Source organism: Saccharobesus litoralis (genome assembly GCF_003063625.1).
Lineage (GTDB): Bacteria > Pseudomonadota > Gammaproteobacteria > Enterobacterales > Alteromonadaceae > Saccharobesus > Saccharobesus litoralis.
Genome location: NZ_CP026604.1, coordinates 1,012,722 through 1,025,751 on the forward strand (window position 1 = coordinate 1,012,722; position 13,030 = coordinate 1,025,751).

Below are 13,030 nucleotides of genomic sequence, written 5' to 3' on the forward strand. Positions count from 1 at the left end.
AATAGGAAAAACAGCCACAAACTAGGGACTTTTATACACAACAATTGGATAAACTGGCCTCCCTGCACAAATCACTCAACAATTTGTAATATATTAATATCTAATATAAATATAGCAAGCAAGCACCAATGACATGGTTTCTCAAAAGTAATGTCTTACTGCTTTAAATCGCCTATTTTCATAAATGACTACCGCTCATTAATATTGAAGTAGCAATAATTTGATAAAACTAGATTATTTTGCCAGTGCCAAGCACAAGATGTCTGAACTCATACTAGTTTTTAATAAGAGCGCTTGATGCCAACGCATAAATAGAACAGTTTTGTAGGTCGTGCCTTTAGGCCAACCTACAAGTTACAGCTAGATAGGTTTTAACTGGAATGTGATTGAAAATTAAGGCATTTTCAAATTGTGTTTTAAGGTCAATGGCTACTTAAGTATCACGCGAAAATATAACTTACGGGGTTACTAAGACCAAGATGCCCGCAACAAAAATCAATGCCCACAGGCGAAATTTACGACGCTTAAACTCAATACAAGTTCTTAATAATAGCGTTTGATGCCTACGCATAAATAGAACAGTTTTGTAGGTCGTGCCTTTAGGCCGATGGGTACGCAAAGTCTCACGTTAAAAATATAACCTATGGGCTTACCAAGGCTAAAATGAACACAACAAAAATCAATGTGGCAACCAACAGCTACAAAGCCAACAATAAAATATCAACCGGCATAAAAATAATTAGCCAACATACGTAGTCCTGTGATCAGTAACACTAAAGCAAAGATTTTTTTCAACTTAGTCGCATTTAACTTAGCAGCTAACGCCGCTCCAACAGGCGCAAACAAAACGGTTAAAGGTACAATGCAAACAAAGCCAAGCCAATTTACCAAACCGACAGTACCAACAGGGGCATCGGCTGGAGTATGGCCAAAGATCAACATAGTTAACGCCCCAGGCAACGAAATGATTAATCCTATTGCGGCGGCGGTGCCAACCGCTTTGTGAGCAGGGTAGTTAAACAAAGTTAACAAAGGTACAGACAGCGTACCGCCACCAATACCAACCATTGAACTGAAAAACCCGATACTCGTCGCCATTGCCGATTGCCCAGCTTTATTAGGTAATTGAGTAAAAAGCGCTGACTTTCCGGTTCTAAATAACATGTTTAATGCCGATAAAATCGCGATAACAGCAAACAACAGGGTTAAGCCAGCACCATCCACTTGGGTGACTAGTCCACTACCTAGCAATACGCCAGCTAAAATAAACCAGAACCAACGCTTTAGCAGATCAAAGTCGACATTGCCTTTATTATGGTGAGAGCGAATTGAGCTAATAGAAGTTGGCACTATAGTGGCTAGTGAAGTCGCTGTTGCTACCAACATGGCAGACTCAGCCGAGACTCCAAAGCTTTGAAATAAAAAAAACAGCACAGGCACAATAACAATACCGCCACCAACCCCTAATAAGCCAGCTAAAATACCGGCAAAGATACCCGTGGTGATTAATGCTAAAAAGGACGACAAATTTTGCGTGAGTAGTTCAAATATATTCATTAACAATATGACTTAAAAAGGTAGTGGGCTTTAAAAACGAGGTGATTGTAACGGCAGTATATTAATGAATAAAAGTGATATAATTTCATTATTACATGAGAATATCTCATCATTAGTTAATCGCGCCGAGGCAAACCATGTTAGAACGAATTCATTTAGAAATTCTCACCGCCATAAAACAGCAAGGAACCTTGACCAAAGCTGCTGACTCATTGCATTTATCACAATCCGCATTAAGCCACAGCATAAAAAAACTAGAAGGTCAGTTGGCGACTCCAATATGGCAAAAAGACGGCCGAAATTTACGCTTAACCGCAGCGGGAGAACGCATTCAAGCCCTTGCGAATAGAATACTGCCGCAATTTCTCCACACCGAACTCTTGCTCAAACACATTGCCCAAGGCGAAATGGGCTCGTTAAGAATAGGCATGGAGTGCCACCCTTGTTACCAATGGCTGCTGCGTGTGATCCAGCCTTATCTTGTTGACTGGCCGGAAATTGATATCGATGTTAGACAAGAATTTCAATTTGGCGCATTAGGGGCATTGCTCAGTTACGAAATCGATGTATTGATCACGCCAGACCCATTATTCAAACCGAAAATTGACTATATTCCTGTATTTGATTACGAACACCGTTTAGTCGTGGCTTCATCGCATCCGCTCGCTAAACAAGACTTTGCTTTACCAAAGCAACTTAGCCAAGAAGTGTTATTTAGTTACCCAGTCGAACCGCAGCGCCTAGATATATTTAGCCAATTCCTTAATCCTGCCAAGTGCTCAGTAAAAAAACACAAAATCATCGAAACAACCGAAATTATGCTGCAAATGGTCGCCGCGGGCCGCGGAGTTTGCGCCCTCCCCGGCTGGTTAGTCGATGAGTACGCCAAAACAATGCCAATTAAAAGCCTTGGCTTTGGTGAGCAAGGTATCAGCAAACAGATATTTGTTGGGATCCGCAAAGAAGATCAGCAAATCGACTATTTAAATAGCTTTATCGAACAAGCGAAAAAAACTCAGTAGTCATCCGATCAAACAAATGCCCCAGATAACGGGGCATTTAAAAAACCAAATGATTAATCACCAAATTGAAAACGCACACCCGCGTTCATAATAAAACCATCGTTACGTGACCAAATATCAGTGGTCCATCGACCACTGGCTGCTTGTTGCGGCAACAATAACGGGTCTTGTTTTGTTTGCCTTATGTTCAATAAATTTTCAGCATTGATAAACCAGCTAAAGCGACCTAAGGTTATTTGCCCTAACAAGCCAAGATGCCAATACGCCTCACTTTTTTCACGATAGGGATTATTTTCAAGGTGCTGCGTGCCTGTATAGTAGGCTTCAAACCCTACCAAATGGCTACCGTGTTCTTCCCACATAATGACCAAACCGGCTGAATGTTCAGGTGTTAAAAACAAAGGTTCGCGAGTGCTATTTGTTTTATTCGCTTTTGTTGCATCGGTATACAAGTAGCTGCCGGTAAATTTTATATCTCGCCAGCGATAACGTAATAGTAATTCAGCGCCACTTATTTGACTGGTACCAGCGGAATTAACAATCTGCACCTGCTTATCTGATGACTGTGTCGTGCCGTTAATCACTTCTAGTTCAGTCACGTTTTCAATATCTGACGCAAACAGGGTCATGCTGGTTTCTATTTGACCAAATGTATAACTAATATCGACTGAGGCGGTACTCGCTTGCTCAGCTTCTAGGTTATCTAAAGGTTGCAAACGCGATAACCCCGCTTCATCAATATCTTCTATAAACGGGCTAGGTGCGTAAAAACCTTGACCATATGCCCCACGAATTGTCCAATTGTCTGGGCTATATAATAGCGAAACCCTTGGGCTAAACTGGCTGCCGTATTCATTATGCCAATCCGCTCGTGCACTTAACGAAACATAGACATCGTCACTGGCTTCATAGTCTATTTGCGAGAACAAGCCTGGCACTTGGTAGGCATAATTAAAATCAGCAAAAGTATCCGATGCAAATTGCTCTGATTGATAGGCAACTCCCACTAACCAAGCAATTTGGTCGCTATTAATAGATACACTCGACTCCAATAAATAGCTTTGATGGTTATCTTGCTCAATCAAGTTTCCAAACTCATGCTCATGATTTTGCTCCATTGCTGAACCACGAACATTCAAATCGATATTGTCGCTTAAAGGTCGATCAAATATAAAACCGACATCGTTGCGGTCTGAATGTTGATTTTGCTTAAAAACATTACCATCGGGCAACTTAAATTCGTTATGGCTGCCGCCGTGTCGCCGCTCTGTCATTGTGCCTAACGTTACGTACAGACTAGCCCCACTGTCATCTTGCCAATAAAGTCGCGGTCTAAGGCTAGTGCGATGAACACCCGCCATATCGATCCAACCATCGTCGTCTAAATCTTGTTCGGTTTGATGATGTACACCGCCAGTTAACGAGGCACTAACGTCATCGGAAAAACGCGACGCCATATAAGTGGTAATATCCTGCCCATCTTTAGTGGTGGCATTGGCGAGTATTTCACCTTGAAATTTATCTGACGGCGTACGTGAAATCAGATTGATTACACCACCTAAAGCTGAACCGCCATATAGCGACGAAGCTGAGCCTTTAATAATTTCCACGCTAGCTAGATCCGTTGGCGGTATTTGTAGTAAACCGATTGATGCGGTTTGTCCACCATACAAAGGTAAACCATCGCTTAATAATTGGGTGTAACGGCCATACAGGCTTTGTAAGCGAATATTGGCACTGCCCAAAGCGGGTGACGTATTTTGCACTCTAACTCCACCGGTTTCGGCAACCAACATTGAAATATTGCCAGGGCGCATAATGGCTTTTTCTTGTATTTCTTCGGCGTTAATCACTTCCGTTCTAGTGGCAGATTCAGTGACAATTCGCCCTAAACGCGACGCCCTAACTTGAATCGTTTCAATACCTTGTTCTTGGTGGTCATGATGCTCATGCTTGTCATGATGTTGTTCTGAGTGCGAACTCTGTTTATGACTGTTTTCGTCATGAGTAGAATGTGTTTGATGTTTTTCATTTGCGTTGGCAAATGCTGGCAACAAGGCAATTACGAGTGCCTTTTTAGAAAAATTGAAAAGCATTTTTACCTCAAGAATGCTTAAACGCGCTGTTTAGCGTTTTAAAAATAGAAATTAGAAAATAGGTTATTAAGTGCAATACGGGCGCACTGAGCCTAAGAGGTAAAAATAGGGGGGCGAAAAACGCTAGAGGTAACTGAATTAGCTTGTGCAAAATAAGATGAGTCAATACTTTCACTCATCGGCATCATTATTGTCGGATTAAATGAAAATGGTATATACACCACTGACGAGCAAGCACTGCCGACACACGGGCAACTCACATCACAGCATTCAATATCACAACAATCGTCTTGGCTGGTACTAAGACTGGTCTTATCTGCCATTTGTTGCGAATGATTATCTTGTTGATGAAGCGCGGCAGGGGCAAATTCGCTAATTTCAGCATGATGTGTGTCATCCGGCGCTTCACAAGGCGTAGCCATAACATAAGCCATTGTTTGCCCAATAAAGGCAAACAACACTAATATGATAATAGCTATTTTATGAAGGAATTGACGCATACTGAACTCGAAAAGTCGGTTGCTAGCCATTTTAAATACTTTAACCCGACATGTGAACAGCCATTTTTTATTAATTACTTTAACGTACTCAAATAGCTAATTAAGGCTTGGCGATCTTGCGCTTTAAGCAAGCCAGCAAACCCCATTTTATTACCAGGAATAGCTTTATCGGGTGCGGCTAAGAATGAGTCGAGCTTTTCGCTGGTCCAAATAGCACTTTGCTGCTGTTTAAATGCATCTGAATACGCGAAGTTTAAACTGGCAACTGGACGATTAAGAATACCGTTTAAGCTTGGAGCTAAGTTATTTTGTTGATGACAGCCAGCACATAACTTAAATAACTGTTTACCGCGATCTAACCCAGCCAAGTTCTCGGTCGTTTTACTATCAATGATATAATCGCTGCGTAAAACCATCATTTGCGCTTGCTGCGCCTCTGACATAACAGCACGAACCTTACGATAACTTAGCGCTTCAATAATAGCGCAGCGGATCTCAACTACACCAAGCTTATAGGCAAGTTGCTTATACTCTTCTAAATCAAAGGTTTGCTGATTGCCGAATCTAACCCGATCCATATACAACATAAGCTCACGACGTAGCCGTTTAAATTGCTTAATCTCAAGCAGCAAGGCATTAGTCGCTTTGTTTAAATAAGTAAGTTGTTCACGACTTAATAACTTATCAAACTGTTTGGATATTTTGCCACGCTTGGCACCACGACCGCTTTTATGGCGAATAGAAACAAAACCAAAAAATTGCGCGGGTTGCCCTAACGGGATCACTTCTCTATCTTGCAATGTGCCAGTTAGGTAACTAAAGCACTTAGCAAAAATATCCTCATAGCGCGCAGCCAAATCCTTACTATTGTCTGGTATGTTCTGCTCTAGCTCGCTAGAAAAGTCCAGCCTAGCTTTGTTATCGCGACTGGCCAGCGCTGGATCTTTACGCAATTGTTTAAGCTTTTGCCATTGTGCCGCCGTTAAGTGCTGTTCAATACTGGCACAGGCTTGTGCCTCAATTAAGCCAGCATGGGCATTAAGCCAACCAAACTCTGCGCTTAACGTTAACAACTCAGTTTCATTAATCGCCTCGCCGGTATACAGGTGATACTCAAGTTGTCGTAAAATTTGCTTGCGCACCGTCCACCAATCTTGCATAACCTGTGTTTCTTGCTTGGCCGCTTTTAGCACAGCCGCTCGTTGCTGCTCGCTTGCCAAATGATGAAATACTCGACCTAAATCACCGCGCCTTGCTGCTCGGTCTGACTGGTAACGCAATGCCACAAAACCAAAAAACTGCGCCGATTTACCAACCGATAACTTTTCATTATCAGCAGGTGAACCACTAAGCCAAGAGAACGCTTTAGACGCCACCGCCATACGAATATTTTTCTGATTATGGCGGCCACTGTATTCATCCGCATATTTTTCTACGTTTTTTGTTTTAGCGGGCTTTTCCGCAAGCGCGGTTCCGCTAACTAAAACAAGACTCAACAACGCAATGACTAGAGAACTCGGTTTGAACATACAATACCTTTACAACTAAAAATCTAAACTCGATATTAGGTATTGTTTGAAGATGGTAAAAACGGGACAAAAAATTGTAGTCAGAGCGTTAGAGAACGACAAAACCGAGGGCAAAGGTAAAATCATGTTGGCAAAAACGGCTTTTTCACCCTGAGCGCGAAGCAGTCGAAGGGTTCAAGTTACCTAAGATACTCACGATCTTTCGACTTCGCTCAAGGTGAAGTGGGTAGAGCTCTTTATCACTATCCTAGAACATATTAGTTAACGCTAGGTTTAAAAGGTACACCTTCACCCTGAGCGCGAAGCAGTCGAAGGGTTCATTTTACCTAAGATACTCACGACCTTTCGGCTTCGCTCAAGGTGAAGTAGGTAGAGAGCTGCATCGCTATCGTAGAACATATTAGTTAACGCTAGCTTTAAAAGGTATACCTTCACCCAGAGTACGATGTAGTCGAAGGGTTCAGGTTACCAAAGATACGCACGACCTTTCGATTTCGCTCAAAGTGAACTAGCTTGTGTGCCAAATCTGGTATCCAGTAACTTTTCAAAAATATAAAAAATAAATGTCCCCTTTTGCTAACTAGCGAACAATAATTAAAAACAACATCAACAATACGAGTAAAAATGCAAGCCAAACAGGTTTTCGAAATACTAATGCGAGAGAACAGTCAGATGCTGTTAACTTATTTGCGCGCCACTGCCAAAGCGCCGCATTTGGTAGATGAGATATTTCAGGAAACCATGGTCACTGCTTGGCACAAACTCGATGAGTTCGATTCGTCGCGGCCGTTTGCGCCTTGGCTGCGAGGTATCGCCAAAAATCATTTGCTGTGCCATTACCGTAAATCAAAACGGGAAATGCTGTTGTGTAATGATGAAGTATTGGATTTTCTTGAACAACATATCCATGCCCTAGAACAAACACCCGGCGATAGTTGGGATGATAAAATCGCGCCACTTAAAGACTGTATAGAACAACTACCCGACAAATATCGCCAAGCAGTGGAAGTACGCTATATACAAGAGCAAAAGCCAATGCTGGCCAAACTGCAATTGGCCATTTCAGCCGAGGCACTAAAAAAACGCCTGCAACGCGCCAAACAAGTATTGTTTGACTGCTTAAGTAAAAAGATCGCAATGGCAGGTGAACATGACTAAGCCAAAGCAAAACCAAGCCACAAAAGAACAATATCAGGAGCACGCCAAACAGCAATTGTTGGACGCCTTGCTACACCATACCTATCAAGATAAACAGCAAGCAAAGCAACAGAATGAAGACAGAATAGCCAAAGTGATGGCGGCAATTGATAGTCAAGCAACCGAACAACTAGATTCAACTAACGACACTCGTGAGCGCCCGCACAGCAATGTTTTTACTTTGCCATTTGGTAAAAATAGTTGGATGGGTTTAGCGGCTTCCGTTTGCCTATTTGTCGTAACCTTGTCGTTTTGGCTATTGCCCGCAAACACCGCCATAGCTGAAGTAAAAAACCTAATAGAGTATTTAGAACACTTAAGTGACAGGTTATATCAAGTTCATGTTGAGGCTATCGAAAATAAGCAGAATTTAAGCCCTGAACAGCTTGCGCTTAAGCAAAAAAAACAGCAGTTAAAACAAGATCGGCAAAGCGACAAGCCCAGTAAAACGCTCATAAAACCAGCAGCTCAATGGCTCGATGGTGCCCAGCTGTATATGCGTGGCAGCGACCAATACTTACTAGTGGCGCAAACCGAAAAAGGCCAATTGCTACGAGGTCGCAATCAGGATACTAGCTGGAAGTTAGATCATAAAAACCAAATTAAACACTACTCAGACTTTAGCAAAATCAAGCTGCCATTTGCTGGTGATGCCGTCAATATGGCCTTTATGGATCTGCCTTTATTATTGGTCACTCTAACAGAAAAATATCAACTTACTTATCAAGCTGACGCCCACACTAATATTCAAACTTCAGAACTAGCCAATAGTAAGCTATCACTAATTATTGCCGATAAAAAAGACCAGCAAAAAGGCGTTAAACAAGTACTCATTTACTATCAAGCCGACAGCTATCAAATCGAGAAAATCGTGTTTAACCGCGTGCATATGCAAGGCAGTGATCAGCGTTATCAAGTGAGTTTACAAAGGGTAGAAACCGAGGCGTTAGCGGAAGAGTTTTTTAGCCCTGAATATCATTGAGAACAAATGTAGGATAGCCGGAATCGTACGACTCCCACCATATTAACACTCTCCTCCAAATCAAATTAGCTTAACTTACCCAAGCAACAAACTTGATACTTTGCATGGTGCGACTCGTTGCACTCGGGGCACCCTACCAAGAGTTTGAAATAAGATAATAATTGAACGGTGAAAAACTAACCGAAATTAGTTATGAACAACTTGCAGCTCTTGTTGTTGCTCCACCTTCGCTAAATTGCGAGTCAGATCATCTAACAAAGCACTGTGTTTTTTATGAATGTAGGAATATACAGGCAGTTTAATTAATTTTTTCACTTCTCGAATTTGGTCAAATTTAACCCAATCTTGAATTAGCTGATTTCCTTCGCGACTGGTTGTGATCACAATATCCACCCGCTTCTTCGCTAGCAGCTCGAACGCTTGCAGATCACTATTCAATTTAACTAGATTGTCAGGTTGCACTAGAGGTGCAAAAACGTCATCAAAATATTTGCGACCATTGGTAAAGCAAACAGTGTATTGACTGATATCCGATAAATTATCTATCTCGATATCTGGATTATTTGTGAATATAGCAATCCATACTGAAAACATAACATGGTCTATTCTAACCAGGTTACTGTACCTATGCCCTGTAATCTCGTGCAGATTGCTAACACGACTCAAATCGCCATCAATAACCCCTTTGTGGGCTAACTGTAATGAACGATTGCTCGGCACACTAATCGCATTAAATTGCACACCGCTCATTGCAAAGGCTTTTTCAAGCTTGGCGATAATTGTTGCAGGCTGGTAACTGTTTAGTGGTAAATCGGCACCAAAGGTCAGTTTGAGATCCTGAGCAGGGCAAGCAAAGCTCAAAATCATACTAACAATAAATAAAGATAGTTTAGGATTTAGCATGGTTCACCATGATAATACTACTCCCATATCTATAGTGGCACTAAAGTGCCACTATCACGACATACGTTTATTTAGCTAAGGTTTTACAGCGCGTTAACGCCTCCAAGTAGTAGTAATCACCATAGTTAAGTGCGGAGTTTAACTCGTCAACGGCTGGATAATTACCGGTCGCTTGCTTAAGTAAAAAGTGGCCATTTTCACCACGGCCAGCTAAATAAGCGGGTGACGATAAACTACGTAACATCTTCATTGCTGCTTGATGATAACGCTGAGATTCAGCACCTTCTACGTAAGTCGCTAATTCTAATAATGCACTCGCAGCGAGTGAAGCCGCTGACGAATCTCGGTAGTTAACTATGTTTGGATCATCTGGCGCGTCATAATCAAAATATGGCACGAGATCGTCTGGCATATTTTTATGAGTTAAGATGTAATTGGCAATATTGCGCGCATGGTTAAGAAACTTCTCGTCTTTGGTGAAACGATAAACCATGGTGTAACCATATAAGCCCCAACCTTGGCCACGTGCCCACGATGAATCATCGGCAATACCTTGGAACGTTTGCTTAAAGTTAGGTAGACCTGTGGTGCGGTTATAATTCACCAAGTGATAAGAGCTATGATCATCTCTAAAATGATGCTCCATAGTTACGGTCGCATGGCTAACTGCGGCGTCGTAATAGGTTTGATCACCCGTGGCAAGTGAAGCATTAAACAACAATTCTAAGTTCATCATGTTGTCGATAATGACCGGAAATTCCCACGTACCCCAACTCCATGAAAATGTTGTGCCTATTTTAGGGTTATAACGCTCCATAAAGGTTTTAGCGGCATTGATTTGCACAGGCTCATAGGCTTTTTTACCCGTTAATCTTTGGCCATTACCGAACGTGCTATTGATAATGAATCCAATATCGTGAGTTCGACGGTTAAACTGTTGTGGCTCAAGCGCTTCAGTCCATTCTGTTGCCGTATCTAACCAGCTTTGATTACGGTTGTGCTCGTAAACGTACCAATAGCTGCCGGCAACAAAGCCAGCTGTCCAGCCCATAGGTCCTTCTAGTCTAGGCTTACCTTGGCTAAAAGAACGTGGGATCTGTAATGGATCTGTGTAAGCTTGCCTAAAATTGTCAAGCTGCTCTGTTGCCTTATCAAGCGCTGCGTGACAAAACGCACCATCCTGCTGCGGCCAATTAATGGCTTGACTGTAAGTGACCGTATTAGGCACTAACTTTTTCTGGTTTGAGGGCGCTTCTGTACTGACACAAGCGGTTAACGACATGGCTAAACAAGCACTTAAAACACTGATATTTCTATTCATATTTTTGCTTAAAATTCTCTAAATAAATTAAACAGCCACCTAAAGGGTAGCTGCTGCAAAACAACACGGCGCTAGCCGTATCGAGATAACTGACAAAAACCTATAAAACGACTAACTAAAAAGATCCATTTACAAGCGCCTGATGAGTAACAAATGTCAATGTGGCACTTTCTTGATAACCAATACGATGAGCGACCACTTTAAGCTTAGCTCCCGCTAGATCGGCTAGCGCCAAAGGTTGCTGATAAATCGACCAACTTGCGGGTTGATGATGGTTACGGATCACCTGATAAGCCAAAGACGCCCCCTTAGTTGCCGAACTAAAGCTTATAAAACCATTTTGCACTTTCATTGTGGGTTTTTCGGTGATCGGTTGCTCAGCAGCCCCCGCCCAAAGTTGCTTAATTAATTCACGCTCGGCTAACAAGGGGTTGTCGCCTATTTCTAATAACCATGTATCCATTTCTTGACGCAAATCCTTCAGGCGAGTTTGATACTGTGGCGAATCAATTACATTATGGAGTTCATGTGGATCGTGTAAGGTATCAAATAACTCTTCATTTGGTTTTTGCTCACGAAACCACTGGGCTTGGTAAGGCGTTAACTTATCCTTTAAGCGCAGTAACTCTTGCATAGTGGGAATTTTCTCGCGATAGGCCACTGGCAAGTAATAGCCCTGCTGAGGGCGATAGTAGCGAATATACTTAAATCGCTTATCTTTCACGGCACGAATGACATCGGTAAAGCCATCAAAACGATCCGCTGCCGCGTGGATATATTGCCGAGAATAATGTCGATCAACAAAGCTTTTACCCTGCATATGTTCGGGTACTTTGGCTCCTGCTAACGCTAACGTCGTTGGCGGAAAATCAACAAAACTCACTAACTTGTCATCGGTTGAACCTGCATATTTCGCCTGCGGATAACGTACAACAAGTGGCACTTTTAAACCACTATCATAGATCAAACGCTTTTGACGAGGTAATGGGCCACCATGGTCGGCATAAAAAAAGATGATTGTTTTATCGAGCAAATCGTCGTCGATAAGCTGTTGTAATATAGCGCCGATCTGGCGATCCGTTTCGACTAAATTATTGTACATTTTCCACAGATCACGCCTGACTAATGGAGTGTCTGGCAAATAAGGCGGTATATCAAACTCAAGGTCTTTAGCAATATGGATAGGCGTTGTACTTTCTGTTGACTTAACTGAGTGGTGCTGAGGTAACTTTGCGATCCGCGCGACATCATCTGCAAAGTAATGACGCTTTTCTATTTCTCGTACACCATAAGGCTCAAACAACCCTGACTCATGAGTTGTCGTAAAATTAAATACCGAAAAAAACGGTTGTTCACTTGGTCGGTTGCGCCAATGCGCATAAACCCCATTCTCATGCCATGCGGTTTTAGGCGCGTTAAATTGATAATCGGTTTTATAATTGTTGGTGGTGTAATAGCCGTGTAAACGCAGGTATTCACTTAACATTTTGGCATTGGCTGGAGGTACAGCTTCGTATTTAGGCAAGCCGGTTTCAGCGGTATTTGATGAGGTACGCATATGATTGGCACCAAATGATGAGGGATACATGCCCATTGCCAATGCCGCTCGGCTAGGCGCGCACACACCTGATGGTGAATACACGTTAGTGAACTTTACCCCTTCTTTCACTAGCCGACTAATATTAGGTGTTTGAACGGTATTATCACCATAATCTGGCAATATCGGGCTCATATCTTCAACCACAAGCCACAAAATATTGGGTTTATCTGTTTCTTGAACAGCCGTTTGCGCAACAACATTGGCACTTAAACAAGCGGCTAACGCTAAACAAATCGTGATCAAACAAAAGCCACGAGTTAAAAATTGTTGAGTCGCCGCAATAATGGCCTTTCTTAAATCATCTAGCATTAAATTAATTCAAT

10 protein-coding genes are annotated in these 13,030 nt (G+C 42.2%); 3 read left to right on the forward strand and 7 right to left on the reverse strand.

The window, feature by feature from the left end; translation table 11 throughout:
* Positions 1-720 precede the first annotated feature (720 nt).
* Entirely contained in the window at positions 721-1,557 is an 837-nt protein-coding gene (locus C2869_RS03725) for a sulfite exporter TauE/SafE family protein (RefSeq protein WP_108601673.1), read from the reverse strand.
* A 137-nt stretch (positions 1,558-1,694) separates the two neighbouring features.
* Between C2869_RS03725 and C2869_RS03730 the strand changes: the two genes are divergently transcribed.
* Complete coding sequence (locus C2869_RS03730) at positions 1,695-2,579, forward strand: LysR family transcriptional regulator (RefSeq protein WP_108601674.1); 885 nt, start codon at positions 1,695-1,697, stop codon at positions 2,577-2,579.
* Between the two features lie 53 nt (positions 2,580-2,632).
* Here the strand turns inward: C2869_RS03730 and C2869_RS03735 are convergent, their stop codons facing one another.
* From C2869_RS03735 to C2869_RS03745, 3 genes are all read right to left on the reverse strand, one after another.
* Entirely contained in the window at positions 2,633-4,675 is a 2,043-nt protein-coding gene (locus tag C2869_RS03735; RefSeq protein ID WP_108601675.1) for a TonB-dependent receptor plug domain-containing protein, read from the reverse strand.
* Between the two features lie 92 nt (positions 4,676-4,767).
* On the reverse strand, positions 4,768-5,175 hold the full coding sequence (locus tag C2869_RS03740) for a hypothetical protein (protein WP_159084019.1): 408 nt from the start codon (positions 5,173-5,175) through the stop codon (positions 4,768-4,770).
* A 74-nt stretch (positions 5,176-5,249) separates the two neighbouring features.
* Entirely contained in the window at positions 5,250-6,704 is a 1,455-nt protein-coding gene (locus tag C2869_RS03745; protein ID WP_108601677.1) for a c-type cytochrome, read from the reverse strand.
* A 624-nt stretch (positions 6,705-7,328) separates the two neighbouring features.
* Between C2869_RS03745 and C2869_RS03750 the strand changes: the two genes are divergently transcribed.
* On the forward strand, positions 7,329-7,862 hold the full coding sequence (locus C2869_RS03750; RefSeq protein ID WP_108601678.1) for a sigma-70 family RNA polymerase sigma factor: 534 nt from the start codon (positions 7,329-7,331) through the stop codon (positions 7,860-7,862).
* Positions 7,855-8,883, forward strand: a complete 1,029-nt coding sequence (locus C2869_RS03755) for a hypothetical protein (protein ID WP_108601679.1) — start codon at positions 7,855-7,857, stop codon at positions 8,881-8,883. The genes C2869_RS03750 and C2869_RS03755 overlap by 8 nt, the downstream gene beginning before the upstream one ends.
* A 186-nt stretch (positions 8,884-9,069) precedes the next feature.
* Here the strand turns inward: C2869_RS03755 and C2869_RS03760 are convergent, their stop codons facing one another.
* The 3 genes from C2869_RS03760 to C2869_RS03770 all read right to left on the reverse strand — a co-directional run bounded on the left by C2869_RS03760 (position 9,070) and on the right by C2869_RS03770 (position 13,016).
* The gene (locus C2869_RS03760) at positions 9,070-9,786 is read right to left on the reverse strand and encodes a type 2 periplasmic-binding domain-containing protein (RefSeq protein WP_108601680.1); all 717 of its coding nucleotides are present in this window, start codon (positions 9,784-9,786) and stop codon (positions 9,070-9,072) included.
* 67 nt (positions 9,787-9,853) lie between these two features.
* A complete protein-coding gene (locus C2869_RS03765) occupies positions 9,854-11,107 on the reverse strand; it encodes a glycoside hydrolase family 88 protein (protein ID WP_108601681.1) in 1,254 nt (417 codons plus the stop codon).
* A 115-nt stretch (positions 11,108-11,222) separates the two neighbouring features.
* Positions 11,223-13,016, reverse strand: a complete 1,794-nt coding sequence (locus C2869_RS03770; protein ID WP_108601682.1) for a sulfatase family protein — start codon at positions 13,014-13,016, stop codon at positions 11,223-11,225.
* Positions 13,017-13,030 lie beyond the last annotated feature (14 nt).